At 66.9% G+C, this 25451-nt stretch carries 22 protein-coding genes; 13 read left to right on the top strand and 9 right to left on the bottom strand.

The window, feature by feature from the left end; translation table 11 throughout:
• Positions 1–66 precede the first annotated feature (66 nt).
• From WFK98_RS10035 to pgi, 5 genes are all read right to left on the bottom strand, one after another.
• Complete coding sequence (locus tag WFK98_RS10035) at positions 67–846, bottom strand: SDR family NAD(P)-dependent oxidoreductase (RefSeq protein ID WP_336800101.1); 780 nt, start codon at positions 844–846, stop codon at positions 67–69.
• Positions 843–2420 (bottom strand): sugar ABC transporter ATP-binding protein, encoded by a 1578-nt coding sequence (locus tag WFK98_RS10030; RefSeq protein WP_336800100.1) that lies wholly within the window; start codon positions 2418–2420, stop codon positions 843–845. Before WFK98_RS10030 ends, WFK98_RS10035 begins: the two co-directional genes overlap by 4 nt.
• 301 nt (positions 2421–2721) lie before the next feature.
• Positions 2722–3699: a sugar ABC transporter substrate-binding protein gene (locus tag WFK98_RS10025; RefSeq protein ID WP_336800099.1), complete on the bottom strand. Its 978-nt coding sequence runs from the start codon at positions 3697–3699 to the stop codon at positions 2722–2724.
• Between the two features lie 99 nt (positions 3700–3798).
• Positions 3799–4854: an ABC transporter permease gene (locus WFK98_RS10020; RefSeq protein ID WP_266337858.1), complete on the bottom strand. Its 1056-nt coding sequence runs from the start codon at positions 4852–4854 to the stop codon at positions 3799–3801.
• 545 nt (positions 4855–5399) lie between these two features.
• Positions 5400–7052, bottom strand: coding sequence for a glucose-6-phosphate isomerase (gene pgi / locus WFK98_RS10015; RefSeq protein ID WP_336800098.1), 1653 nt, complete (start codon positions 7050–7052; stop codon positions 5400–5402).
• A 215-nt stretch (positions 7053–7267) separates the two neighbouring features.
• Between pgi and WFK98_RS10010 the strand changes: the two genes are divergently transcribed.
• Complete coding sequence (locus tag WFK98_RS10010) at positions 7268–8542, top strand: ROK family protein (RefSeq protein WP_266337856.1); 1275 nt, start codon at positions 7268–7270, stop codon at positions 8540–8542.
• A gap of 4 nt (positions 8543–8546) precedes the next feature.
• Here the strand turns inward: WFK98_RS10010 and WFK98_RS10005 are convergent, their stop codons facing one another.
• The gene (locus WFK98_RS10005; protein WP_336800330.1) at positions 8547–9707 is read right to left on the bottom strand and encodes a pyridoxal phosphate-dependent aminotransferase; all 1161 of its coding nucleotides are present in this window, start codon (positions 9705–9707) and stop codon (positions 8547–8549) included.
• Positions 9708–9858: 151 nt separating this feature from the next.
• Here WFK98_RS10005 and WFK98_RS10000 point away from each other — a divergent pair, with 151 nt between their 5' ends.
• From WFK98_RS10000 to aat, 6 genes are all read left to right on the top strand, one after another.
• Positions 9859–11247 (top strand): M48 family metalloprotease, encoded by a 1389-nt coding sequence (locus tag WFK98_RS10000; RefSeq protein ID WP_266337855.1) that lies wholly within the window; start codon positions 9859–9861, stop codon positions 11245–11247.
• Between the two features lie 52 nt (positions 11248–11299).
• Entirely contained in the window at positions 11300–12067 is a 768-nt protein-coding gene (locus tag WFK98_RS09995) for a DsbA family protein (protein WP_266337854.1), read from the top strand.
• Positions 12068–12207: 140 nt separating this feature from the next.
• Positions 12208–12645, top strand: a complete 438-nt coding sequence (gene aroQ, locus WFK98_RS09990) for a type II 3-dehydroquinate dehydratase (protein WP_266337853.1) — start codon at positions 12208–12210, stop codon at positions 12643–12645.
• 34 nt (positions 12646–12679) lie between these two features.
• Positions 12680–13147 carry an acetyl-CoA carboxylase biotin carboxyl carrier protein gene (gene accB / locus WFK98_RS09985; RefSeq protein WP_266337852.1) on the top strand — a complete coding sequence of 156 codons (468 nt, stop codon included), beginning with the start codon at positions 12680–12682 and terminating at the stop codon, positions 13145–13147.
• Positions 13148–13161: 14 nt separating this feature from the next.
• Positions 13162–14505, top strand: coding sequence for an acetyl-CoA carboxylase biotin carboxylase subunit (gene accC, locus WFK98_RS09980; protein ID WP_266338194.1), 1344 nt, complete (start codon positions 13162–13164; stop codon positions 14503–14505).
• A gap of 156 nt (positions 14506–14661) precedes the next feature.
• Positions 14662–15339 carry a leucyl/phenylalanyl-tRNA--protein transferase gene (aat, locus tag WFK98_RS09975; RefSeq protein ID WP_266337851.1) on the top strand — a complete coding sequence of 226 codons (678 nt, stop codon included), beginning with the start codon at positions 14662–14664 and terminating at the stop codon, positions 15337–15339.
• Here the strand turns inward: aat and WFK98_RS09970 are convergent.
• Positions 15276–15698 carry a DUF2155 domain-containing protein gene (locus tag WFK98_RS09970; RefSeq protein ID WP_266337850.1) on the bottom strand — a complete coding sequence of 141 codons (423 nt, stop codon included), beginning with the start codon at positions 15696–15698 and terminating at the stop codon, positions 15276–15278. The genes aat and WFK98_RS09970 overlap by 64 nt on opposite strands.
• 230 nt (positions 15699–15928) lie before the next feature.
• On the opposite strand from WFK98_RS09970, the gene WFK98_RS09965 reads away from it, so the two are divergent.
• From WFK98_RS09965 to thiD, 3 genes are all read left to right on the top strand, one after another.
• On the top strand, positions 15929–18250 hold the full coding sequence (locus tag WFK98_RS09965) for a xanthine dehydrogenase family protein molybdopterin-binding subunit (RefSeq protein WP_336800329.1): 2322 nt from the start codon (positions 15929–15931) through the stop codon (positions 18248–18250).
• A 219-nt stretch (positions 18251–18469) separates the two neighbouring features.
• The gene (locus WFK98_RS09960) at positions 18470–19411 is read left to right on the top strand and encodes a DMT family transporter (protein WP_336800097.1); all 942 of its coding nucleotides are present in this window, start codon (positions 18470–18472) and stop codon (positions 19409–19411) included.
• 19 nt (positions 19412–19430) lie between these two features.
• Positions 19431–20228, top strand: a complete 798-nt coding sequence (gene thiD / locus WFK98_RS09955) for a bifunctional hydroxymethylpyrimidine kinase/phosphomethylpyrimidine kinase (protein ID WP_266337848.1) — start codon at positions 19431–19433, stop codon at positions 20226–20228.
• Positions 20229–20238: 10 nt separating this feature from the next.
• On the opposite strand, the gene WFK98_RS09950 is transcribed toward thiD, so the two are convergent.
• Together WFK98_RS09950 and WFK98_RS09945 are read right to left on the bottom strand one after the other, a co-directional pair.
• Positions 20239–21492, bottom strand: a complete 1254-nt coding sequence (locus tag WFK98_RS09950; protein WP_336800328.1) for a mechanosensitive ion channel family protein — start codon at positions 21490–21492, stop codon at positions 20239–20241.
• A 370-nt stretch (positions 21493–21862) separates the two neighbouring features.
• Positions 21863–22711, bottom strand: coding sequence for a fumarylacetoacetate hydrolase family protein (locus WFK98_RS09945; RefSeq protein ID WP_266337847.1), 849 nt, complete (start codon positions 22709–22711; stop codon positions 21863–21865).
• A 198-nt stretch (positions 22712–22909) separates the two neighbouring features.
• Between WFK98_RS09945 and WFK98_RS09940 the strand changes: the two genes are divergently transcribed.
• From WFK98_RS09940 to WFK98_RS09930, 3 genes are all read left to right on the top strand, one after another.
• The gene (locus WFK98_RS09940) at positions 22910–23503 is read left to right on the top strand and encodes a LysE family translocator (RefSeq protein WP_336800096.1); all 594 of its coding nucleotides are present in this window, start codon (positions 22910–22912) and stop codon (positions 23501–23503) included.
• 76 nt (positions 23504–23579) lie between these two features.
• Positions 23580–24389 carry a UDP-2,3-diacylglucosamine diphosphatase gene (locus WFK98_RS09935; RefSeq protein ID WP_266337845.1) on the top strand — a complete coding sequence of 270 codons (810 nt, stop codon included), beginning with the start codon at positions 23580–23582 and terminating at the stop codon, positions 24387–24389.
• On the top strand, positions 24386–25417 hold the full coding sequence (locus WFK98_RS09930) for a glycosyltransferase family 4 protein (protein ID WP_336800095.1): 1032 nt from the start codon (positions 24386–24388) through the stop codon (positions 25415–25417). The genes WFK98_RS09935 and WFK98_RS09930 overlap by 4 nt, the downstream gene beginning before the upstream one ends.
• Positions 25418–25451: the final 34 nt, after the last annotated feature.

The raw sequence follows: 25451 nt of genomic DNA, 5'->3' as shown, positions 1-25451 counted from the left end.
ACGTGGTGGTGACCTTGAGGTTGTGCAAGGGATGCGAGTGCTGCTGCAATGAATATTTCTGAATCTCTACAGCAACAGCGCCGTCAGCCCGCCATCGGCCGTGAAGGCGCTGCCCGTGACGAAGGACGCGTCGTCGGAGATGAGGAAGGCGATGGCCTTGGCGAGTTCGGACGGGTCGGCGACGCGCGGGACCTTGCGCTCGTCGAAATAGAGACCGGCCGCTTCCACGCGTTCGCGCGCGTCCGGCGCGTCGCCCAGCGTCATCCTTGTCGCCACCGAGCCGACGATGACGGCGTTGACGCGGATGCGGTCGATCGCATAGTCGAGCGCCATCTGCTTGGAGAGGCCGACCACGGCCGCCTTGGTGGCGGCATAGGCCGGGACGCCCGGCACGGTGGCGATCGCGTGCACCGAGGCCAAGTTGACGACCGAGCCGCCGCCCGAGGCGCGGATCAGGGGCAGGGCGGCGCGGCAAACGCGAAAAATCGCGGTCAGGTTGACGGCGACGGTCAGGTCCCATTCGGCGTCGGTGACGTCCTCCAGCCGCTTGCCGGTGGCGTAGATACCGGCGCAGTTGACCACGGCGTCGAGCCGGCCGCTCGTCTGATGCGCCTGCGCGACGGCGGCGCGCAGCGCCGCGTCGTCGGTCAGGTCCACCTCGGTGAAGAAGAGCGGCAGGCGGCGCGCGGCATGGTCGGCGGCGAGCGCGCGGCCTGCCGAGCCGTCGAGGCCGATGCCGTGCACGATGGCGCCTTCGGAAACGAGGTGCTCGGCGGTGGCGCGGCCGATGCCGGTGGCGGCGCCGGTGACGAGGATGACCTTGCCGTCGAAACGCTTCGCCATCATGCGCGCCCCGCGCCGGCGGCGAGCGCCTGCTGCTGCATTTCTGCTTGCGCCGCCGTGATGGCGCGCAGCACCTTGTCCTCGCTGCCTTCGCCGCGGGTGAATTCGTCGACGATGCGGCCGTCCGCCACCACCAGGCAGCGGTCGGCGATGCCGATCACTTCCTCCAGTTCCGAGGCGACGACGACGAGCGCCACGCCCTTGTCGGCGAGGTCGACGATCAGCCGGTAGATCTCGTGGCGCGTCGCGGCGTCGACGCCCTTGGTCGGCTCGTCGAGCAGCAGCACGCGCGGCGCGCTCATCAGCACGCGGGCGAAGAGCAGCTTCTGCTGGTTGCCGCCGGAGAGATGGGCGACGGAGGCCTGCGGCGAGCGCGCCTTGACGTTGAGCGCGCGCATGGCGGTGAGCACGGCGCTCTTCTCGCGGCCCTCGCGCACCATGCCGTGGCTCGACAGCGGCGCCAGGTTGCCGATGGTGATGTTGGCGCCGACGGGGAGGTTGAACAGCAGGCCGTCGCGCTTGCGGTCCTCGGTCAGGAGCGCCACGCCGGCCGCGCGCGCATCGCTGGAGCGCGCGATCGCGACCTCCCGGCCGTCGATCTCGATCCGGCCGGAGAAGGGGATGCGGCCATAGATGGCGTGCAGGATCTCGGTGCGGCCGGAGCCGAGCAGGCCGGCGAGGCCGAGGATCTCGCCGGGGCGGACGTCGAAGGAGACGTCGCTGACGCCGCGATTGACGCCGAAGCGGCCGGCGATCTGGAGCCCGCGCACCGAGAGAAGCGGCTTCGTGTCGGCCGGCGGCGGCACGTGGTCGGGATAAAGGCGCTGCAGCTTCTGCCCGGACATGGCGAAGATGAAGTGCTCCTCGTCGAAATGCTCGCGGTCGATCTCGGCGGCGACGCGGCCGTCGCGCAGCACGGTGGCGCGGTCGCAGATGGCGAGCACCTCGGGCAAGCGGTGGGTGATGAAGATCATCGTCTTGCCCTGCGCCTTCAGGCGGCGGAGCACGGAGAACAGTCGCTCGACCTCGACGCCGGAGAGCGAGGCGGTCGGCTCGTCCAGCATCAGCACGCGGGGCTTGAAGGAGAGGGCGCGGGCGATCATGACGAGATGGCGCTGCGCCGAGGTCAGGCTCGCGACCAGCATGCGCGGGTCGATGGCGAGGCCGAGCTCCTGGAACAGGGCGCGCGTCTCTGCCTCCATGCGGCGGCGGTTGATGATCGGGCCGCGGCCGAGGCCGGTATGGCCGGCGAAGACGTTTTCGGCGACGGTCAGCTGGTCGAGCACCTCGATTTCCTGCGGCACGTAGCCGACGCCATGGGCGCGCGCCTCCGAGGTCGAGGCGAACTGCGCCGGCCTGCCGTCGACGAGGATCTCGCCGGAATAGGAGCCGGCCTTGTGGACGCCGTTCAGGATCTTGACGAGGGTGGACTTGCCGGCGCCGTTCTGGCCGAGCAGCGCGTGGATCTCGCCCGGATGGACGGCGAAATCGACGCCGCGCAGCGCCTGCACGCCGGCGAAGCTCTTGACGATGGCGCGGGTCTGGATGACGGGCGGGGCGGCGTTGGTCTCGGTCATGTCGGCGGTCCCCGAAGGTCTATTCATTGCGCGCAGTCTGCTACTTAACCTCTCCCTTGGGGAGAGGTCGGAGCGAAGCTCCGGGTGAGGGGATGCGGGCCATCCGGCGAGGGCTGAACCCCTCACCCGCCGGCCTGCGGCCGTCGACCTCTCCCTCAGGGAGAGGTGTCGGGACGGCATAGTCCCAAAACACCCTGGTTCCGCTTCGAAGAAACTCCCTCACCCAACCCTCTCCCGCAAGCGGGAGAGGGCCGAGGGAAGTACCCCTCCCGCTTGCGGGAGAGGCCGAAGGAGGGCTGGCTTACTGGCCGGCGCTGTCGAGCATCTTGTAGTAGGGCTCGAGGTCGGCGGCGGTGATGACCGAGGCCGGCAGGGGGTTCATGTAGGCCACTTCCTTGCCCTCGGCGAGGTCGTTGGCGAGCTGGGCGGTGAGGGCGCTTTCCTCGTAGAGCGGCTGCGCCACGACGCCATAGGCCGCGCCCGACTTCACGATGTCGAGGTTCTGGCGGATGTAGTCCATGCCGATGATGACGAGCGGACGCTCGGCCTTGCGGGCGGCGCCCGACCAAGTCTGGGCGCCGTTGCCCGTCGTCGAGAAGGCGGCGACGACGTCCGGATTGCCCTGCAGCAGGGCGACGGCCTTGCCCTCGGCAGCGGAGGGCTCGAAGCCTTCCATCTGGGTCTCGAGGATTTTGATGTCCGGATACTTTTCCGCCATCGTCTTGCGGAACGAGTCCGACATGACGTTCTCGGTGTCGTTGGACGAGCCCTGCGTCAGCGCGATGACGCCCTTGCCGCCGAGCTTCTCGCCCATCGAGAGCGCCGCCGCCTTGCCGGCCGACGGGATGTCCTCGCCGGTCGCGGCCTTCAGGCCGGGAACCGAGCCCTCCGGCGGCAGCACGTGCCAGGTGACGACCGGGAAGCCTTCCTTGCCGAGCTTGCCGATGAACGGATAGATCTCGGGGCCGGGGCCATAGACGGCGATGGCGTCGAACTTGGTGCGGGCCATGGCGGCCTCGGCGAGCGGGATCGAGCCCGGAACGTCGTAATTGGTCGCGCTCGGATTGCCGACGACCTCGCAGTTGTTGCCGAGCTCCTTGCACTTGTTCAGGAAGCCGGCCTGCATCAGGCGATGGACCGGGTGGTCGCGCATCGGCTGGACCCAGAGGATGTTCTTGCCGGCGGCGACGCCGGCATCGGTCATGGCGAACAGGCCGCCCGTCATGGCGACGGTCGCAAGCAGCGCCGTCCTGGCAAGGCCGGTGATACGTGTCTTCATGGTAGTCCTCCCTCTGGTGTGCCGGCGTTGGTGCCGGCGTTTTGATCGATCGCGCCGCGCCCCGCCGCGTCCCGGCGGAGACGCGGCGGATCGGAACGCTCAGGATGCCTTGGTGGTGGTCTCGGCGGCCGCCGGCTGGGCGCTGGAGCCGGCGATGAAGTAGCGGCGGCGCAGGATGTCGAGGCCGACGGCGAGAACCATGATCACGCCGACGGCGATCTGCTGCCAGTTGGCGTTGACGCCGACGACGACGAGGCCGCTGGTGACGACCTGCAGCAGCAGCACGCCGAGCAGGCCGCCCGCCATCGTGCCGGCGCCGCCGAACAGGCTGACGCCGCCGACGACGACGCCGGCGATGACGTTCAGTTCCCAGCCGCTGCCGATCGAGGTGGTGCCCGAGGCGAGGTCGGCCATGACGAACATGCCGGCGATGGCGGCGAGCGCGCCGACGGTCATGAAGGCGCCGATCTTGTAGTGCGCCGTGTCGATGCCGACGAGGCGGGCGACTTCCGGGTTGCCGCCGGTCGCATACATGTTGCGGCCGAGCACGGTCCGGCGCAGCACGAAATCGGCGGCGAGCGCCGCGAACACGAAGAAGACGAAGCTCCAGCCGAGGCCGAACACGAAATCGGCATAGCCGATGTCGGTGATCACGGGCGGCAGCGGATAGACCGGATAGCCGTTGGTGACGACCTGGATCAGGCCCTGGCCGATGAACAGCATGCCGAGCGTCTGGATGAAGGCCGGGATCTTCAGCTTGACGACGACGAGCCCGTTGATCAGGCCGACACCGGCGCCGACCAGCACGCCGCCGAGGAGCGCCAGCGGCACGGGCAGGGCCAGCGCGGTCATCAGCTTGGCGCTGCAGACGGCGGAAAGTCCGGCGACCGCGCCGACCGACAGGTCGAATTCGCCGCCGACAAGCAGGATCGTCTGGCCGATGGCGATGATGCCGATGAACGAGACGACGCGCAGGATGGCGCGGATGTTGCGCTCCGACAGGAACGCCGGCTCCATGATGTAGAAAAAGGCGACCAGCACGATCAGCGCGAGCAGGACACCCACTTCGCCCACCGCGACAAACCGCGTCAGTCGATCGCGCAGCGCGCGGCCGGATCCCTCGAAGCCGGAATCCCGCTCAACGGTACGTTCCATGTTTTCCTCCCTTGCCACCGGGGCGTCCTCCTCGACGCGCACTCGGCGGAGCCGCTTCAGAACGTCGAAGCGGCCGGCTCACATAACATCATGCTATTATAATTTTATCAATGTCAGGATCGAGCGACCCCGGAAATATTCAGCGCCCTCTGTCCGGACGTCGCAAGGGCCGAGCCGTGCATGTCGCTCGAAGCCGGCGGATGGCGGCGGTTTCCCTGGGGCAGCCGGGTCGGCGCCGGTCGAATTCGCGATGTGGCCGGGCTGTGGATGGCGGGTGGCGGGCGAACCCGGATGCGCTCCCTGTCCCGCAAGCGGGCGAGGGCTTTTGGCCGGGGTCGTGTCGAGCGGGGAGGCTCATCCGGCATCTCGAAAGGATTCTGCACCGAAGGGCTCGACGTGCTCCCTCTCCCGCGAGCGGGAGAGGGTTGGGGAGAGGGGCTTTCCCATGGTCTCGAAGCCGCCAGAATCAAAAAAGCCCGGCGGGCGTCCCCGCCGGACTTTGGTCTATTCCAGCCCTCGCCTTTGACAAGGGCGAGGCAGGCCGGTCAGCGCAGGCTGGCGGCGGCGTTGATAAGGCCTGCCGTCGACGAATCGCGCGACGCGGGGTCGGCGCGGCCATCGACCATCGGCAGCAGCTGCAGCGCGAGCTGCTTGCCGAGCTCGACGCCCCACTGGTCATAGGAATCAATGCCCCAGATCGCGCCCTGCACGAAGACCTGATGCTCGTAGAGGGCGATCAGGCGGCCGAGCGTGTAGGGATCGAGCGTCTTGTAGAGGATCGTGTTGGACGGACGGTTGCCCGGGAAGGTCTTGTGCGGGGCGAGGCGCTCGACCTCCGCCGGCACCTTGCTTTCGGCGGCGAGCTCGGCGCGCGCCTCGTCGGTGGTGCGGCCACGCATCAGCGCCTCGGTCTGGGCGAAGCAGTTGGCGAGCAGCAGCGCGTGGTGGACGCCGTCGGTCTCATGCGCCTTCGCCGCGATCAGGAAATCGCAGGGGATGACGTCGGTGCCCTGGTGGATGAGCTGGTAGAAGGCGTGCTGGCCGTTGGTGCCGGGCTCGCCCCAGACGAGGGGGCCGGTCGGCATCGTCACCGGGGCGCCTTCGAGCGTCACGCGCTTGCCGTTCGATTCCATGTCGAGCTGCTGCAGATAGGCGGCGAACCGCTCCAGCCGCTGGTCGTAGGGCAGCACCGCCTTGGCCGGGAAGCCGAGCACGTTGCGGTTCCAGATGCCGACGAGGGCCAGCAGCACCGGCAGGTTCTTGTCGAGCGGCGCGGTGCGGAAATGCTGGTCCATCGCATGGGCGCCGGCCAGGAAGTCGCGGAAGTTCCTGGTGCCGATGGCGATCATCACCGGCAGGCCGATCGCCGACCAGACCGAATAGCGACCGCCGACCCAGTCCCAGAAGCCGAAGGCGCGCGACGCGTCGATGCCAAAGGCATTGACCTTGTCGATCGCCGTCGACATGGCGGCGAAATGCGCGCCGACAGCTTCCTCGCCCAGCGCCGCGACGATCCAGCGGCGCGCGGTGGCGGCGTTGGTCATCGTCTCGATCGTGGTGAAGGTCTTCGACGCCACGAGGAAGAGCGTGGTGGCCGGGTCGAGATCGGCCAGCGTGTCGTGGATGTGGGCGCCGTCGACATTGGAGACGAAATGCAGGCGCGGGCCGTCGTGATAGGGGCTGAGCGCGCGCGTCACCATGGCCGGGCCGAGATCCGAGCCGCCGATGCCGATATTGACGACGTCGGTGAAGCGGCCGCCGGTGCCGGCGATCGAGCCGTCGCGCACGCCCTCGGCGAATTTCGACATCGCGGCGAGGACCGACTGAACGTCTTCCACGACATTCTTGCCGTCGACGACATAGCTCTCGTCCGGCCTGGCGCGGAGCGCGACATGCAGGACGGCGCGGTTCTCGGTGACGTTGATCTTCTCGCCGGCGAACATGGCGTCGCGGCGTTTCTCGACGCCGGCGACGCGCGCCAGATCGAGCAGCGCCACCATGGCGGCGGTATCGAGCCGGTTCTTGGAATAGTCGAGCAGCAGGCCGTCGTCGCTGGCGGAAAGGCGGCTGAATCGGGACGGATCGGCCGCGAACATGTCGCGCATGGTATGCGCTTCCACGCGGTCGCGCTCTGCGCGAAGCGTGGCGAACGCGTCTGTGATGGCGGCCGCCGTAGCGGCGGTTCGGGCGACGGTCATGGGTGGACGTCCTTCGAAGCGATGGGCCTACGGGAGCAGAGGACGACATACGACGGCAGGCCCCGCGCGGCAAGCGCGGCACCCTTCGTCAGGGTGTGGACATCACTGCGCCACGTTCACACGCGAATTCTGCTATTCACGGCTGATGTGAAGCCATCAATTGCGCTTTGCAAATCAATTATCGATAGACCATTCTGCCGGCGCGGAGGAGAATCGTGCAGAGCAAAGCCGATACCGAACTGGTGCGCCGTCAGAACCGTGGCCTCGTTCTCGGAGCGCTTCGTCGCGCCGGGCCGCTGGCGCGCGTCGAACTCGGGCGGGAGACCGGGCTCAGTCCGGCGACGATCTCCGCCATTACCGGCGACCTGCTGGCCGAGCACATCCTCGTCACCGCCGACATCGACGAACGGGCCGAACGCCCGCTGGGCCGCGGCCGTCCGCGCGTGGCGCTGACGCTGAACGACGAGGCCGCCTATGTCCTCGGCGTCAAGATCTCGCTGAATTCGGTGACGCTGCTGCTCAGCGACTATTCCGGCCATCTGCGCCATAGCCATCACTACGCCGTCGCGACCATGGGAGCAGAGGCGACCGGCTTCGTGGCGCGGCTGATCGAGATCATCCGCGGCTATCTCGTCGAGCGCGCCATTTCGCCGTCGCGCGTCGCCGAGATCTCCATCGCCATTCCCGGCACCACGGACGAGACCACGGGAACGCTGCTCTGGAGTCCGGTGGTGGCGGTCGAGGTCGGGCCGGTCCCAGGACCGGTCTCCGAGGCGCTCGGCATCCGCGCCTCGATGACCAACGACGTCAACATGATGGCGCAGGCGCTGCATTCGCGCGATCCCGTGCGGTTCGGCGGCACCTTTGCCACGATCTTCATCGCCTATGGCGTCGGCATGGGCCTCTACATCAATGGCCGCCTGTTCACCGGCGCCTATGGCTCCGGCGCCGAGTTCGGCCATGCCAACCATATGCCGGGCGGCGCGCTCTGCCGCTGCGGCCGGCGCGGCTGCGTCGAGGCCTATGTCGCCGACTATGCGATCTACCGGGCGGTGGAGAACCTGCCGCCGGACGTGTCGCCGACCGAGATCGATCCGGAACCCGAGACCATGCATGCGCTGGAGCTGCGGGCGCGGGCCGGCGAGGATCGGGTTCGGATGGCCTATCATCAGGCGGGCCTCGCGCTCGGCTATGGCCTGTCGCGGCTGATCGCGTTGCTCAATCCGCAGCGGGTCGCCTTCACCGGCCGCGGCGTCGCCGCTTTCGACCTGATGGAAGCGGGCTTCCGCGCCGGCCTCGACGAGGGCCTTGTGAGCGAGCTCGCGCGCATGACGGAGGTCGAGGTGCTTTCGGCCGAGGACGATCTGGTCGATGTCGGCATCCTGGCCGGTGCCATGCAGCGGCTCGACCGCGAGGTGTTCGCAAGCTCCGACCATGATCCGGTCGTGCTGCCGAAGCCGAGCGCGGCCCGCGAGCCGGCCGAGGCCTGATCGTTCAGGCCAGCCAGCGCTCCAGCCGCTCCGCCGCCTCGGCGATCTCCGTCGTCGCGCCGGCGAACGAGAAGCGGATATGCGCGGGGCCGTGCACGCGGTCGAAATCCGCGCCCGGCGTCGCCGAAATCCCCGCTTCGGCCAGCATCTTCTGTGCGAAATCGGCCGAATCGTTCGAGAAGCGGCGCACCGACGCATAGATGTAGAAGGCGCCGTCGACGGGGAAATAATCGTCGAAGCCGATCTTCGGCAGCCGGTCGAGCAGCAGCCGGCGGTTGGCGGCATAGCCGGCCTTGATCGCCTCCAGTTCCTCTGTCGCCTCGAAGGCGGCGATCGCCGCGCGCTGCGACAGGTCGGGCGCCGATATGTAGAGGCTCTGGGCGATCCGCTCGACGGGGCGCACCAGCGTCTCCGGCAGCACCATCCAGCCGATCCGCCAGCCGGTCATGCAGTAATATTTCGAGAACGAGTTGATGACGATGGCGCGGTCGCTGGTGGCGAGCGCCGTCTCGGCGCCGCCGTCATAGACGAGGCCGTGATAGATCTCGTCGGAGATGAAGCGGATGCCGAGCTCGTCGGCGGCGCGGATGAGGGCGGCGAGCGCCTCCGGCGTCATCATGGTGCCGGTCGGGTTGCCGGGGCTGGCGACGAGGATGCCGGCGAGCGGCTTCTCGGCATGGACGCGCTCCAGCATCGCCGGGGTGATGGCGTGCCGGGTTTCGGCCGTCGTCTCGATCTCGACCACTTCCAGCCCGAGTGCGGCGAGGATGTTGCGATAGGCGGGATAGCCGGGCGAGGCGATGGCGACCCGCTCGCCGGGATCGAAGGCGGCGAGGAAGGCGAGATTGAAGCCGGCCGACGAGCCGGTGGTGATCGCGATCCGCGACGCCGGCACCGCGATGCCGTGCGTATCGGCATAATATCGCGCGATGCGTTCGCGCAGCGGCCGCCAGCCGAGCGCTTCCGTGTATCCGATGCGGCCATGGTCGAGGGCGGCGCGGGCGGCGTCCAGCACCGGCTTCGGCGCCGATGCGCCGGGCTCGCCGATCTCCATGCGGATGATCCGCTCGCCGCGGGCGATTCGCTCGAACGCGGCCGACATCACGTCCATCGCGATGAAGGGGGCGACGGCGCTGCGGCGCGACGGGGGGCGATCGGGAGGCATCATGGCAAGGGGTTCCGTCCGCGGGATTAAAAGTCTTGCTATCGCCCCATTTTCTGCGCATCCGTCCAAGGGGGATGCCGGCTGGCGCGCGCGCGAGGCGGCTTCATACAATTCGCCGGCCGCGAGGGAAAGGCTGGAGGAGGGGCGATCTGTGACGACTTCAGTACAGCGCGTTGTGCGGGGCCTGCTCGGCGGCGTGATCGGCATCGCCCTGCTGGCGCCGCTCGCGGTCGAGCCCGCTGCCGCCCAGTCGCGGCCGAACCTGGTGCGGGACGCCGAGACGGAGGCGCTGATCCAGGATTACCTGCGCCCGATCTACAAGGCGGCCGGGCTGCGAGCGACTTCGGTCGAGCTCTATCTCGTCAACAATCCGTCCTTCAACGCCTTCGTCGCCGCCGGTGACAAGATCTTCGTCAATACAGGCGCGATCATCGATTCGAAGACCCCGAACGAGTTGATCGGCGTGCTCGCGCACGAGACCGGCCATCTCGCCGGCAACCACCAGATCCAGCTCCGCCAGCAGCTCGAGACCGCCAAGACGATGGCCATGATCGGCAGCGTCGTCGGCATGGGCGCGGCGATCGCCGGCGCGGCATCCGGCTCCGGCGACGCGGCGCGGGCCGGCGGCGGCATCGCGATGGGCTCGAACGAGCTGATCCGGCGCGGCCTGCTCGCCTATCAGCGCTCGGAGGAAATGGCCGCCGACCGCCTGGCGCTGACCTATCTCGACAAGAGCGGCCAGTCGGCCAAGGGCATGATCACCACCTTCCAGCGTTTCGCCGACAACACGCTGTTCTCCAGCCAGGGCGCCAATCCCTATCTGCAGAGCCATCCGATGCCGAACGAGCGCATCGACCTGATCGAGAACGCCGCGAAGAAGAGCAAGTTCTACAACACCAAGGATTCGCCGGAGCTGCAGGCGCGCCATGACATGGTGCGCGCCAAGCTCTCCGCCTTCTCCGAGGATTCGATGCTGGTGATGCGGCGCTATCCGCCGAGCGACACCTCGATGCCGGCGCGCTATGCCCGCGCGATCCTCGCCTATCGCACCGGCAATTCGCGCGCCGCGATCGACCAGGTCGGCGCGCTGATCAAGTCGCGTCCGAACTTCCCTTATTTCTACGAGCTGCAGGGCCAGGTGCTGCTGGAAAGCGGCCGCGCGAAGGAGGCGGTCGCGCCGCTGCGCAAGGCGGTCGCGGCCGCGCCGAAATCCGGGCTGCTCCGCATCATGCTCGGCCAGGCCCTCGTCGAGGTCGGCGATCCCAAGTCGGTCGACGAGGCGGTGAAGAACCTGACCATCGGTCTGCAGACCGATCCGGACATGCCGATCGGCCATCGCACGCTGGCGCGCGCCTATGCGCTCAGGGGCGACGTCGCCATGGCCGATCTCGCAACCGCGCAGGGCGAATTCGCCGAGGGCCGCTACAAGGAAGCGAAGTCGCGCGCCAGGCGCGTGCAGAAGCAGTTCAAGGAGGGATCGCCGGCCTGGCTTCGTGCCGACGACATTCTGTCCTATACACCGCCTTCAAAGACCAATTGATCCGCTCACCCGGCCGATCGCCTCCAGCGATCGCCAAACCGGACGCACAGAAATGATCGCATTGTCGAAACCCTTCCTCGCCGCGGCCTTCGCCGCCATCACCCTGGTGGCCGCCGCGCCGGCCCAGGCCGCGAGCTTCTCCGAGGACCAGCAGGCCGAGATCGGCGCGCTGGTCAAAGATTATTTGATGAAGAATCCGGAAGTGATCCGCGACGCGATGGAAGAGCTCCAGCGCAAGGAGCAGGCGGCCGAGGCCGAGGCCCGCAAGTCCGGCGTCGCCAAGTACGCCGACCAGCTGTTCAATTCGCCGCGCCATGTCGTGCTCGGCAACCCGAAGGGCGATGTCACGCTGGTCGAGTTCTTCGACTACAACTGCGGCTACTGCAAGCGCGCCCATGCCGACATGCAGAAGCTGCTCGACGAGGACAAGGGCCTCCGCGTGATCCTGAAGGAGTTCCCGGTGCTCGGCCAGGGCTCGGAGGAGGCGGCGCAGGTTGCGGTCGCCGTCAACAAGGTGGCGCCTGAGAAATACAAGGCTTTCTACGACGAGCTGCTGATGAGCCGCGGCGCCGTCGACGGCGCGCGCGCCATGGCCGTTGCCGCCGATATCGGTCTCGACAAGGCCGCAATCCAGGCGCACCTCAAGGATCCGGAAGTCGCCGCCACGATCAATGAGTCGTACGCGCTCGCGCAGGTTCTCGGGATCAACGGCACGCCTTCCTACGTGCTGCAGAACGACGTCGTGGTCGGCGCGGTCGGCTATGATGCGCTGAAGGAGAAGATCAAATCGGTAAGGGCCTGCGGTTCCGTGACCTGCTGACGGAGCGGTCGAGAATCATGGGAGAGGATTCCCGGAGCGACGGTTTCGGGGCTTTTCCTTTATTCCCCGAGTCCCTATAACCTGCCAACCTCGCCGCAAGGGCTCTTTGTCCTTGCGTGGCTTTCGGTAGAAAATCATCGATGACAGTCGCAGTTCTCGTTCTCAACGGTCCCAACCTCAACATGCTCGGCAAGCGGGAGCCAGGTGTCTACGGCTCCAAGACGCTGGGCGAGATCGAGGCGGATACCAAGGCTGCTGGCGAGCGGCTGGGCATGGCGGTGGATTTCCGCCAATCCAACCATGAGGGGATGCTGATCGATTGGATCCACGAAGCGCTCGGACGGTTCCGGGGCATCGTGATCAATCCCGGCGCCTACACGCATACCTCGATCGCCCTGCATGACGCGATCCGCGCCGTGGGGCTTCCCACGATCGAGCTGCATCTTTCCAATGTCTTCGCGCGCGAAGATTTCCGACATCATTCCTATGTTTCTCCTGTCGCCGCCGGCGTGATCTGCGGTTTCGGAGCCGCGGGCTACGGGCTGGCGCTGCAAGCGCTGCAGCCGCTCGTCGAGTGAGCCAGGAGAAACGGACCATGAAAGAAAAAAGGGCATGACGAGCAAAAATTCGACGATCGATCAGGACCTGATCCGGCAGCTGGCGCTGCTGCTGACGGAGACGGATCTCACCGAGATCGAAGTCGAGCACGAGGATCTGCGGATCCGCGTCGCGCGCAACGTCACGGTCGCCCCGGCCAGCTATCAGGTGGCTGCTGCTCCCGTCCTGGCCGCCGCGCCTGCGATCGTCGCGGCCGCAGCCCCGGCCGAGGTCAGCCTGGCCAACCATCCCGGCACGGTGCCGTCGCCGATGGTCGGCACCGCCTACCGCTCGCCCGAGCCGGGCGCGAAGCCCTTCATCGAGATCGGCGACACGGTGCGCGAGGGCCAGACCCTTCTCATCGTCGAAGCCATGAAGACGATGAACCAGATCCCGGCGCCGCGCTCCGGCGTCGTCAAGGCCATCATGGTCGAGGACGGCCAGCCGGTTGAGTATGGCGAACCGCTCCTGATCATCGAATGAGCGTCGTGGTGCCGATGTTCAACAAGATCCTGATCGCCAATCGCGGTGAAATCGCCCTCCGGATTCTCCGCGCCTGCAAGGAACTCGGGATTCAGACGGTCGCCGCGCATTCGACGGCGGATGCCGACGCCATGCATGTCCGCCTCGCCGACGAGAGCGTCTGCATCGGCCCGCCGCCCGCGCGCGAGAGCTATCTGAACATTCCCTCGCTCTTGGCCGCCTGCGAGATCACGGGCGCCGACGCCATCCATCCCGGCTACGGCTTCCTTTCGGAAAATGCCCGCTTCGCCGAGATTCTCGAGGCGCACAACCTCACCTTCATCGGACCGAAGTCCGAGCACATCCGCATCATGGGCGACAAGATCGAGGCGAAGCGCACCGCGCAGCGTCTCGGCATTCCGGTTGTTCCGGGCTCGGCGGGCGCGCTCAAGGACGAGGCCGACGCCATCCGCACCGGCAACGAGATCGGCTATCCCGTGCTGATCAAGGCTTCGGCCGGCGGCGGCGGACGCGGCATGAAGGTGGCGCGCTCGGCCGAGGACGTCGCGATCGCCTTTGCGACGGCCCGTTCCGAGGCGAAGGCCGCCTTCGGCGACGACGCCGTCTACATGGAAAAGTATCTGGAGAAGCCGCGCCACATCGAGATCCAGGTTCTCGGTGACGGCAAGGGCTATGCGGTGCATCTCGGCGAGCGCGACTGCTCGCTGCAGCGACGCCACCAGAAGGTCTGGGAGGAGGCGGGTTCGCCGGCCCTCAACGCCGAGGAGCGCGACAAGATCGGCGCCATCTGCGCCAAGGCGGTCGCCGATCTCGGCTATTCCGGCGCGGGCACGATCGAGTTCCTCTACGAGGACGGCGAGTTCTATTTCATCGAGATGAACACGCGCCTGCAGGTGGAGCATCCGGTGACGGAAGCGATCACCGGCATCGACCTCGTCAACGAACAGATTCGCATCGCCGCCGGCAGCGGCCTGTCCTTCCGGCAGGAGGACGTGACGTTCGAGGGCCATGCCATCGAATGCCGCATCAATGCCGAGGACCCGCGCACCTTCGCGCCGTCGCCGGGCAAGATCACCTACTACCATCCGCCGGGCGGTCTCGGCGTGCGCGTCGATTCCGGCGTCTATCAGGGCTACAAGATCCCGCCCTACTACGACAGCCTGATCGGCAAGCTGATCGTGCACGGACGCAACCGCGTCGAGTGCATGATGCGGCTGCGGCGCGCGCTCGACGAGTTCGTCGTCGACGGTATCCATACGACCATCCCGCTCTTCCGCCAGCTGGTGGACGATCAGGACATCGCCGATGGTCGCTATGACATCCATTGGCTGGAGAAGAAGCTGGCTGTGGACCACTAGGTCCGCTGCCACATCCCCCTTTGAGGCGGCGTGGGAACATGACAATGTTCCCACGCTCTTCTGAGGAGGGGGCACGATGCTGGAGATTCGATCGGCCAGGATGGAAAGAGACGCTGCAGCAGCGGCTCGGCTGAGGCGTGATCCCGGTGTTGCCTGATGGCCCGCAAGTCAGATCGATTTCCTGAGATAACGCCGCAGATCCTGCTCAAGGCGTATGCGTCCGGCATCTTCCCGATGTCCGACTCGGCCGATGATCCCGGCCTCTACTGGATCGAGCCCGAAAGCCGGGGCATCTTTCCGCTCGACACCTTCCACGTTCCGCGCCGGCTGGCCCGCACCATGCGCCACCAGCCTTACGAGATCCGTATCGATTCGGATTTCGACGGCGTGATCGCCGGCTGCGCCGGCAATGCCGACACGCCCTATCGCGACAAGACCTGGATCAACCAGCGCATCCGCACACTCTATCACGAGCTGTTCACGCTCGGATACTGCCACACGGTCGAGGCCTGGCAGGATGGAAAGCTGGTCGGCGGGCTCTATGGCGTCCGCCTGCGCGGCGCGTTCTTCGGCGAGAGCATGTTCAGCCATGCCCGCGACGCCTCGAAGATCGCGCTCGTCTATCTGGTGGCGCGGCTGAAGGCCGGCGGCTTCAAACTGCTCGACGCCCAGTTCACCACCGAGCATTTGTCGCAGTTCGGCGCGATCGAGGTCGACCGGGCCGAGTATCACCGCCGCCTCGATGACGCGCTCGAAAGCGACGGCGAGTTCTACGGCTTGGACGGCTTGGCGACGGTCGACGAAGTCTTGCAGTTGGCGAGCCAGACGTCATAGACGGCGTGGTCGACGGCGTGCAGGCCGGGGCTGTCGGCGAACATCCAGCCGGTGAAGATCCGGCGCACCTTGCGGTTCAGCGTGATCTCGTCGACCTCGACGAAGGAATCGGTCTGCGGCGGCTCGGTGGGCGGGCGCGAATAGCAGACCCGCGGCGTCACCTGCAGCGCGCCGAACTGCACCGTTTCGTCCATGTAGACGTCGAAGGTGATGATCCGGCCGGTGATCTTGTCGAGACCGGCGAACTCGGCGACGGGATTCGTGATCCGCTCCGCGTGGGCGGGCGTGCCGACGAAGAGGGAGGCCAGGGCAGCCGCGGCAAGAGCCGGACCGCTGCGTCGTGAAATGAAACGTGTCATGGGATTCCGATGATGACCTCTGCACCGCCGAGTGGGTGCTTAACACGCGATTCCGGCGGGGAAAAGGCGTTGCGCGCATAGCTGGCTTCCGATTGTCGCGGCGGGCTTGAGCGCGCGGCCGTTGCATCGCGGCGGGGCACAACGCGGTTGCGCGCCGCTCGAGGCGGATCCTATGATCGCGTCGTTGCATGGGATCGATCGAGGAGGCGGCCCAGGGCGGCCGGATCGGCATGAGCGATGCCTCGGCAGGACGGGATGCGGCGCCGCGCAAATTCGGCATGGGCGCCTCGGTCCGGCGCAAGGAAGACCCGGCGCTGATCACAGGCCGCGGTCATTTCACCGATGACTACACGCCGTCCGGTACGCTGCACGCCGTCGTCGTGCGCTCGGCCATGGCGCATGCACGCATTTCCGTCGGAGGGCTCGAAGCGGCGCGGGCCGCGCCGGGCGTGAGCCTGGTCCTCGGTGGCGCCGACGTCGCCCGTTATCCCGGCCCGCCGCCGAAGGAGTTCCCGCCCGTCGTGCCGGGCACGGAGCGGCTCTTTCCGCCTCGGCCGCTGCTCGTCGCCGATATCGCCCGCCATGTCGGCGACCCCGTCGCCTTCGTCGTCGCCGATACGGTCGAGGCGGCGCAGGCGGCGGCGGAACGGATCGACATCGACTATGACGGCCTGCCGGCGGTGACCGGCGCGCGGGAGGCCGTCGCGGCCGGCGCGCCGCTCGTCTATCCCGAATTCGGCACCAATGTCGCCTTCACCCATCATCGCGGCAGCAAGGAAGCCACCGACGCCGCCTTCGCGCGGGCGGCGCGCGTCGTCCGCATCGAGGTCGTCAACCAGCGCCTCGTCGCCAACTACATGGAAACGCGCGGCGTGGTGGCCGAGTACGACCCTGAGACCGAGCGCTTCACGCTGACGCTCGGCACGCAGGGCGGCCACAAGATGCGCGACATCATCGCCGAGGACATTCTCGGCATCGATCCCGGCCGCATCCGTGTCGTGACGCCGGACGTTGGTGGAGGATTCGGCACCAAGTCCTTCGTCTATCACGAATATCCGCTCGCGGCGCTGGCGGCGCAGACGCTCGGTCGGCCGGTGAAATGGATCCAGGAGCGGGCCGAGCACTTCCAGATCGACGCGCATGGGCGCGACAACGTCACCACCGCCGAGATGGCGCTCGACGCCGAGGGCCGCTTCCTGGCGCTCCGGGTCGATCTCCTGTCCGATCTCGGCGCCTATGTTTCGCAATATGGCGCCGACATCGCGGTCGGCGGCGTCACCATGTCGACCGGGCTCTACGACATCCGGGCCATGGACGTGACCGTGCGCGGCGTCCTCACCACGACGACGCCGACGGACGCCTATCGCGGCGCCGGGCGGCCGGAGGCGGCCTATCTGATCGAACGGCTGGTCGACCTCTGCGGCCGCGAGACCGGCCTCGGCCCGGTCGAGATCCGCAAGCGCAACTTCATCCGGCCCGAGCAATTGCCCTACCTGACCCAGGGCGGCCGGAAATACGACACCGGCGATTTCGCCGGCCATCTCGATCGCAACCTGCAGATCATGGACTATGCCGGCTTTCCGGCCCGGGCCGAGGCGTCGAAACGGCAGGGCAGGCTGCGCGGCTTCGGCATCGCTACCTATGTCGAGGCCTGCGCCTTTCCGGGCTCCGAGCCGGCCACGGTGACGCTGAACGGCGACGGCACGCTGACGCTCCTGATCGGCACGCAGACGAACGGGCAGGGCCACGCCACCGCCTATTCGCAGTTCATCGCCGCCCATCTCGGCGTCGAGATGGACCGGATCTCCGTCATCCAGGGCGACACCGACAAGGTCCCGACCGGCGAGGGCACCGGCGGCTCGCGCTCGATCCCGCTCGGCGCCGTCTCGGTCGATCGCGCCTCGGTCAGGCTGGTGCGGCAACTGAAGGAGATCGCCTCGGACGAGCTCGAGGTCGGCGTCGAGGATCTCGAGGTGGCGGACGGCACCATCCGCGTCGCCGGCACCGACCATTCGATCACGCTCGCCGAGATCGCCAGGCGCGCCAAGGATCCGGCGCTGCTGACGGCGGTCGGCGAGTTCGTGCAGGACGAATGCACCTATCCGAACGGCACGCATATCGCCGAGGTCGAGATCGATCCGGACACGGGCGTGGTGCGGGTTGTCGATTTCTCGATCTGCGACGATTTCGGCGTGACGGTGAACCCGATCCTGCTCGCCGGCCAGCTGCATGGCGGCGTCGTGCAGGGGATCGGGCAGGCGCTTTACGAGCGCACCGTGCATGACGGCGACGGCCAGCTCCTGACCGCCAGTTTCCTCGATTACTGCGTGCCGCGGGCCGACCATCTGCCGGAGATCCGCTTCGCCACGCACAACGTGCCGTCGACGACCAACGCGATGGGCATCAAGGGGGCGGGCGAAGCGGGCACGATCGGCGCCACGCCGGCGGTGATGAACGCCGTCGTCGACGCGCTGGCGCGCGCCAGGGGGATCACCCACATCGACATGCCGGCAACCCCGGAGCGGGTCTGGGCGGCACTGCACGCCAACTAGAGCGCCGGACCGCTTCTTGGCGGGCGGAAGGAACCTAACTCGCAGTTTGGTCGGATTTCTTCGATCAAGGCCATATCCACTTCGAGCGAATCCAATCTAGACTGCGATACTGCCTGCTTCGAACCGGGCAGAACCATCGCAACCAAAGCCCAGAAGCCGGCCGCAACTTCCGCGGCCCACGAATGAAGAAACGGACCGCCCCCCGGTCCGATCGGGTCCATGGAAACGCCACAACGGGGGCAGCCGCTTTTCGGCGTGCTGCTCAAGATCATCTCGACCATCGCCTTCACCGCGATGGCCACGCTGATCAAGTATATCTCGGACTTCTATCCGCCCGGCGAGGTAGCCTTCTTCCGTTCGGCCTTCGCGCTGATCCCCGTGCTGATCTGGGTGGCGTGGCTGGGCAATTTCCCCGCCGTCTTCATCACGCCGCGTATCGGCGGCCACGTCCTGCGCTCGGTCGCCGGCGCCACGTCGATGTTCTTCGGCTTCTCGGCGCTGGCCCGGCTGCCGCTGTCGGACGCGACGGCGATCGGCTATGCCTCGCCGCTCCTGACCGTGGTGCTCGCCGCCGTGCTGCTCAAGGAGGCGATCCGCGTCTATCGCTGGACGGCGGTGGTGATCGGGCTGATCGGCGTGCTCGTCATCCTGTCGGACTATGTCGGACCGGAGAGCGGGCCCGAGCGCAGCACGCTCGGCGCTGTCTTCTCGGTGCTTGCCGCCTTCTTCGGCGCGCTCGCGGCGACGCAGACGCGGCGGCTCACCTGGGTCGAATCGCCGGGCACGATCGTCGTCTATTTCTCGACCTTCACGGCGATCTTCATGCTGGTGACGGCGCCGTTCGGCTGGGTGATGCCGAACTGGGAGCATCTGCCGTTTCTGGTCGGTGCCGGCATCTTCGGTGGCATCGGCCAGGTGCTGCTGACGCAGAGCTATCGCTATGGCGAGGCGTCGCTGATCGCGCCGTTCGAATATATCTCGATGCTGTGGGCGATCATCGTCGGTTACCTGCTGTTCCACTCGACGCCGAGCGCCACCATGCTGATCGGATCGGGGATCGTGATTGCATCCGGCATGTTCGTGATCTATCGCGAGCATCGGCTCGGCCTCAAGCGGAGCCGCGAGCGGGCCGCCAAGACGCCGGCAGGGCCCGGCACCTGAGAGACGAGGACATGCCGATATGACAGCCATCGCCGTAACCATCGCCGGCTCGGATTCGGGCGGCGGCGCCGGCATCCAGGCCGATCTGAAGACGTTCTCGGCGCTCGGTGTCTATGGCGCCTCGGTGATCGCGGCGCTGACGGCGCAGAACACGCTCGGCGTCACCGGCATCCACGACGTGCCGGCCGATTTCGTCGCCGCGCAGATCGACGCCGTCTTCTCGGATCTCGCCGTCGACGCCGTGAAGATCGGCATGCTGTCGCAGCCGAGCGTGATCGCTGTTGTCGCCGCCGGTCTCGATCGCTATGCGCAGCGAAACGTCGTGCTTGACCCGGTCATGGTGGCGACCAGCGGCGACATGCTTTTGCGCGAGGAAGCGGTCGCCGTGCTGATCTCCGAGCTTCTGCCACGCTCGGCCCTCGTCACGCCGAACCTGCGCGAGGCGGCGCGGCTGCTTCAGACCGATGTTGCGGAAGACGACGCCGGCATGGAGCGTCAGGCCGAGGCGATCCTCAACCTCGGCGCGCGCGCCGTGCTGATCAAGGGCGGCCACGGCGCCGGCCCGGAAAGCGCCGACCTGCTGCTGTCGGCGTCCGGCAAGCACTGGTTCCACGCGCCGCGCATCGCCACGCTGAACACGCACGGCACCGGCTGCACGCTGTCCTCGGCCATCGCCGCGGGCCTGGCGCGCGGACTGGCGCTGGAGGCGGCGATCGACGAGGCGAAGCACTACATCACCGACGCCATCGCCGCCGCCGACCGCCTGCAGATCGGCCGCGGCCACGGACCGGTGCATCATTTTCACAAATGGTGGTGAGCGACGTCGATCATGCCGTGGCTGCCACGGCACCCCGCTCGACGCGGCGCAGGCTCGGGGCCAGCGTCTTGAGATCGTGACCGCTCGGATTCTGGAAGATGCGCAGATCGAACTCGGGCAGGATCGCATAGAGGTGATCGAAGATGTCCGACTGGATGCCTTCGTATTCCGCCCAGGCCGTCGTATTGGTGAAGGCGTAGATCTCGATCGGCAATCCGTCGGCGGCCGGCACCATCTGGCGCACGAGGATCGTCATATCCTGGCGGATGCCGGGATGCCGCTGGAGATAGGTCTCCACATAGGCCCGGAAAACGCCGATGTTGGTCGAACGCCGGCGGTTCGCGGCAAAACTGGCTGCTTCGCCGAGCTTGCTGTTCCAGGCGTCCAACTCCTCTCGCTTGTTCTGGAGATAGGTCTCCAGCATGCCGAACTGGGCGAGCTTGGCGTATTCGGCCGGATCCAGGAACCGGATGCTGGTCTGGTCCAGGTGCAGCGAGCGCTTGATGCGGCGGCCGCCTGATTCCTGCATGCCCCGCCAGTTTTTGAATGGATCGGTGACCAGGGTGCGGATCGGCAGCGTCGTGATCGTCTTGTCCCAGTTCTGCACCTTGACCGTGTGAAGCGCGATTTCGATCACGTTGCCATCGGCGTTCTGGTCCGGCATTTCGATCCAGTCACCGACGCGGACCATGTCCGTCGAGGATATCTGGATGCCCGCTACCAGCGAGAGCAGCGTGTCCTGGAACACGAGGATCAGGACGGCGGCCATGGCGCCAAGGCCGGACAACAGGATGATCGGCGACTTGTCGATCAGCGTCGCGATGATGAGCAGTGTCGCGATCACATAGACGGCGATCTTGACGACCTGGATGTAGCCCTTGATCGGCTTCAGCCGGGCGGAGGGACGGCGATGATAGAGCGTGTCGACGATGTTGAGCGTCGCGCTAATCGATAGCGCCAGCGACAGGATAATGAACGCGGTCGCGACGTTCTGAACGATCGTGACGACGCCGTGCGGCAGGTCCGGAATGAGGCCGATGCCCGTGGAAACGACGAAGGCCGGCATGATGTTGGCGAAGCGCTCGATCGCGCCATGGCGACGGATCTGCTGGTCGCGGCCGTATGCCGTCAGACCGATGAAGTGATTGAAGAGGCGCAACAGCAGCGCCTTGACGACAAAGTTGGCGAAGAGCGCCGCCAAGACCAGCGCGAACAGGGCCAGCAACGGACTGAGCCACACATATTCCGCGAGAATTCGATTGATGCTGTTCACCGTTACTCCTCTGGAGGCGTGAAAGGCGCATGGTCCCGGGCAGGGCCTATGCCGGGACGGCTATGCGCGGGTTGGAGGTATCGGCGCCAGAGGGCATAGCCGCGCGCCAAGGCGGGCAGGCCAATACCGGAGGGTGAGGCGGGCTGACTGGACAAGGCCGGTCGCGACCGCATGATGGAGGCCCGCTCACCGAGCCTTGCTGAGCCGCGCGCAACCTGGAGACGCGTCGAGCTAGGGCAGGGTGCCTGCCCGAGCCGCCTGCGTCAATGCTCGGGTCGCATCAAGGCTCCACGCAAACAAAAACGGCCGACGCGCGGGGCGTCGGCCGTTCTGCAATTCGTCAGGCTCTATCGCCGGGCGTTCAGCCCTTGTAGGCGACGAATTCCTGCTCCTGGTCGCCCAGGCCCTGGATGCCGAGGCGGACCTTGTCGCCGGCCTTCAGGAAGCGCGGCGGCTTCATGCCCATGCCGACGCCCGGAGGGGTGCCGGTGGTGATGACGTCGCCCGGATCGAGCTGCAGGAACTGGCTGATGTAGCTGACCAGGTGCGCAACGCCGAAGATCATCGTCTTGGTGTTGCCGGTCTGGACGCGCTGGCCGTTCAGGTCGAGATACATGTCGAGGTTCTGGATGTCCGCGACCTCGTCCGGCGTGACCAGATAGGGGCCGAGCGGACCGAAGGTCGGCGAACCCTTGCCCTTCATCCACTGGCCGCCGCGCTCGGTCTGGAAGGCGCGCTCCGACACGTCGTGGCAGACGGCGTAGCCGGCGACGTAGTTGATCGCGTCCGCTTCCGAGACGTAGCTCGCGGTCTTGCCGATGACGATCGCCAGCTCGACTTCCCAGTCGGTCTTTTCCGAGCCCTTCGGGATCGTGACGTTGTCGTTCGGGCCGACGATGCAGTTCGGAGCCTTGTTGAACAGGATCGGCTCTGCCGGGATCGGCATGTTGGTCTCATGCGCGTGGTCGACATAGTTCAGACCGACGGCGATGAAGTTGCGCGTGCCGTTGACGACCGGGCCGAGGCGCGTGCCGGCCGGAACGACCGGCAGCGAAGCCGGGTCGACCTTGGCGATCGCGTCGATGGCGCCGTTCTTGAGCGTCTCGGGGGTGATGTCGGAAACGACACCCGACAGGTCGCGAATCGTGCCGTCCTTGGCGAGAAGGCCGGGCTTCTCCGAGCCGGCGGCACCGAAGCGTAGGAGTTTCATCGATAGTTCTCCGTGTTGGCGCGCGGATCATGGTCGAGGGGGCGCTGGCTTGCAAGAGCAGATGTCGGACAACTGAAGCAATGCAGCTTGGCCCACAGGGAACAACTGGGAGCGCCTCGCCTTCGCGGCTATAAATGTCAGCATTGTTGACCTATCCGGGCCGACATGCGATGGATCGCATGGTCTCGGGAGGACCTCATGGAACATTTGCTGGCCATTCTTGGCTTCGCGGCGGTGATGGCGTTCACCCCGGGGCCGAACAACACGATGCTGATGGTTTCGGGCGCGAACTGGGGCGTGCTGCCCAGCGTGCCGCACATGCTCGGCATCACGATCGGCTTTCCGCTGATGGTGTTCGCCGTCGGCATGGGGCTCGGCGGCCTGTTCCAGACCTATCCGGTCCTGCACGAGATCCTGAAATACGTCTCCTTCGTCTATCTGCTCTATCTCGCCTGGAAGCTGGCCCGGGCCGGGCGGCACAACGCCGACGGCGCGCGGCAGGGCAGGCCGATGAGCTTCCTGGCGGCGGCCCTCTTCCAGTGGGTCAATCCGAAGGCCTGGATCATGGCGGTCACCGCGATGGCGCTGTTCGTGCCGGCCGGCAGTCCGATGTTGTCGGGCGTGCTGCTGCTGGTGGCGGTGTTCGCGCTGATGTCGCTGCCCTCGGCCGCGGCCTGGTGCCTGTTCGGCACGGCGATCTCCGGCTTTCTCGACAGCGACCGCCGCATCGCGGTGTTCAATGCGCTGATGGCGCTGATCCTCGTCGTTTCGGCCCTGCCGACCCTGTTCTGAGAGACTGTCACAAATCTGTGGCGTGTGTCGGCTAAGCAATCGGCACCGGTCTCTTGGATGAGGACGAATCAATATCATGTCGAGCGGCGTCGCACCCCGTCATCTCCGCACGCTCTTCCTGTCGGATATTCATCTCGGCACACGCGGAAGTCAGGCTGAACTGTTGCTCGACTTCCTGAAGTGGCACGATGCCGAGACGATCTATCTGGTCGGCGACATCGTCGATGGTTGGCGCCTGAAGAAGAGCTGGTATTGGCCGCAGGCGCACAATGATGTCGTGCAGAAGTTGCTGCGCAAGGGCCGCAAGGGCGCCCGGCTGGTCTATATCCCGGGCAATCACGACGAATTCCTGCGCGATTATCTCGGCCTGCAGATGGGCGGCGTCGAGCTGATGGACCGGGTTGTGCACGAGACGGCCGACGGCAAGCGCCTGCTGGTGATGCATGGCGACCAGTTCGACGTGGTCGTGCGCCACGCCAAGTGGCTCGCCTTCCTCGGCGACCATGCCTACAACCTCGCGCTGGCGCTCAACACCGTCGTCGGCAAGGTTCGCCGCAAGCTCGGCTTCGAATACTGGTCGCTGTCGGCCTGGGCCAAGCTCAAGGTCAAGAACGCGGTTTCCTTCATCGGCGCCTTCGAGCAGGCGCTGATCACCGAGGCGAAGCGGGTCGGCGCCGACGGCGTTGTCTGCGGCCACATCCACCACGCCGCCATCCGCGACGATCTCGGCATCCGCTACATCAATACGGGCGACTGGGTCGAAAGCTGCACGGCGATCGTCGAGCATCATGACGGGCGCATCGAGATGGTGCGCTGGGCCGATATTGCCAGCCAATATGCGGTGGAGTTCGAGGATGAGCCGGAGATCGACAAGGTCGCCGCATGAGCCGAATCCTGATCGCGAGCGACGCCTGGCATCCGCAGATCAACGGGGTCGTGCGCACGCTGGAGCGGTTGTCGCGCCATCTGCCGGAGTTCGGCGCCGAGGCGATCATGCTGACGCCGGAAGGCTATCGCACCGTTCCGTGCCCGACCTATCCCGAGATCCGCCTGACCATCGCGGCGCCGGGCGCGATCGGCCGGCGGCTGGATGAAGCGGCGCCCGACCATGTCCACATCGCCACCGAAGGGCCGATCGGATATGCCGTGCGTCGCTGGTGCCGCAAGCGCGGCCGCATCTTCACGACCAGCTACCACACCCGCTTCCCCGAATATCTCGCCGCCCGTCTGCCGGTGCCGGTCGACTGGACCTATGCTGCGCTGCGCGCCTTCCACAATTCCGGCGCCGGATGCATGGTTGCGACCGCCTCGCTGCAGGAGGAACTGGCAGGGCGGGGATTCACCCATCTGATGCGATGGTCGCGCGGTGTCGACGCCGAATTGTTCGATCCCGCCCGCCGCCGCCAACTGCTGGACCTGCCGGGGCCGATCTTCCTCTATGTCGGCCGTGTCGCCGTCGAGAAGAACATCGGCGCCTTCCTCGATCTCGACCTGCCGGGCAGCAAGGTGGTCGTCGGCGACGGCCCGGCGCTCGAGGCGCTGAAGCGGGCCCATCCGGAAGTCGCCTTCCTCGGCGCCAAGGTCGGCGAGGCGCTGGCCGATGTCTATGCGGCGTCGGACTGCTTCGTCTTCCCGAGCCGGACCGACACGTTCGGCGTCGTCATGCTGGAGGCGATGGCCTCCGGCCTGCCGGTGGCGGCCTTTCCGGTCGCCGGGCCGCGCGACGTGGTCGGCGGCACGGGGGCGGGGGTGCTCGACGAGGACCTGCGCAAGGCGGCGCTGGCGGCGCTCGACATCCCGCGCGACCACTGCCGCAGCGTGGCGCTGCGCCATTCCTGGCAGGCGGCGACGCGGCAGTTCCTCGATAACGTCATCGCCGCGCAAAAAAGCTGCACCGGCCGCGCTTTCGTGTAACCTCTCCTGGTCCTCCCCGGCCGTTGGCAGAGTC

It is taken from the genome of Kaistia sp. MMO-174 (genome assembly GCF_037147815.1).
Taxonomy (GTDB): domain Bacteria; phylum Pseudomonadota; class Alphaproteobacteria; order Rhizobiales; family Kaistiaceae; genus Kaistia; species Kaistia nematophila.
Note: the sequence above shows the minus strand (reverse complement) of the source record. Positions and strands in the feature narration are given on the sequence as shown.

Bases quoted from the DNA above. Each gene is read 5' to 3' on its own strand.
- WFK98_RS10035 (WP_336800101.1), bottom strand. From the start codon at position 846: ATGATGGCGAAGCGTTTCGACGGCAAGGTCATCCTCGTCACCGGCGCC.
- aroQ (WP_266337853.1), top strand. From the start codon at position 12,208: ATGACAGTCGCAGTTCTCGTTCTCAACGGTCCCAACCTCAACATGCTC.
- WFK98_RS09935 (WP_266337845.1), top strand. From the start codon at position 23,580: ATGTCGAGCGGCGTCGCACCCCGTCATCTCCGCACGCTCTTCCTGTCG.
- pgi (WP_336800098.1), bottom strand. From the start codon at position 7,052: ATGACCGTCGCCCGAACCGCCGCTACGGCGGCCGCCATCACAGACGCG.
- WFK98_RS09930 (WP_336800095.1), top strand. From the start codon at position 24,386: ATGAGCCGAATCCTGATCGCGAGCGACGCCTGGCATCCGCAGATCAAC.
- WFK98_RS09970 (WP_266337850.1), bottom strand. From the start codon at position 15,698: ATGACACGTTTCATTTCACGACGCAGCGGTCCGGCTCTTGCCGCGGCT.
- WFK98_RS09960 (WP_336800097.1), top strand. From the start codon at position 18,470: ATGGAAACGCCACAACGGGGGCAGCCGCTTTTCGGCGTGCTGCTCAAG.
- WFK98_RS09965 (WP_336800329.1), top strand. From the start codon at position 15,929: ATGAGCGATGCCTCGGCAGGACGGGATGCGGCGCCGCGCAAATTCGGC.
- aat (WP_266337851.1), top strand. From the start codon at position 14,662: ATGGCCCGCAAGTCAGATCGATTTCCTGAGATAACGCCGCAGATCCTG.
- thiD (WP_266337848.1), top strand. From the start codon at position 19,431: ATGACAGCCATCGCCGTAACCATCGCCGGCTCGGATTCGGGCGGCGGC.
- WFK98_RS09995 (WP_266337854.1), top strand. From the start codon at position 11,300: ATGATCGCATTGTCGAAACCCTTCCTCGCCGCGGCCTTCGCCGCCATC.
- WFK98_RS10020 (WP_266337858.1), bottom strand. From the start codon at position 4,854: ATGGAACGTACCGTTGAGCGGGATTCCGGCTTCGAGGGATCCGGCCGC.
- WFK98_RS09945 (WP_266337847.1), bottom strand. From the start codon at position 22,711: ATGAAACTCCTACGCTTCGGTGCCGCCGGCTCGGAGAAGCCCGGCCTT.
- WFK98_RS10005 (WP_336800330.1), bottom strand. From the start codon at position 9,707: ATGCCTCCCGATCGCCCCCCGTCGCGCCGCAGCGCCGTCGCCCCCTTC.
- WFK98_RS09940 (WP_336800096.1), top strand. From the start codon at position 22,910: ATGGAACATTTGCTGGCCATTCTTGGCTTCGCGGCGGTGATGGCGTTC.
- accB (WP_266337852.1), top strand. From the start codon at position 12,680: ATGACGAGCAAAAATTCGACGATCGATCAGGACCTGATCCGGCAGCTG.
- WFK98_RS10030 (WP_336800100.1), bottom strand. From the start codon at position 2,420: ATGACCGAGACCAACGCCGCCCCGCCCGTCATCCAGACCCGCGCCATC.
- WFK98_RS10025 (WP_336800099.1), bottom strand. From the start codon at position 3,699: ATGAAGACACGTATCACCGGCCTTGCCAGGACGGCGCTGCTTGCGACC.
- accC (WP_266338194.1), top strand. From the start codon at position 13,162: ATGTTCAACAAGATCCTGATCGCCAATCGCGGTGAAATCGCCCTCCGG.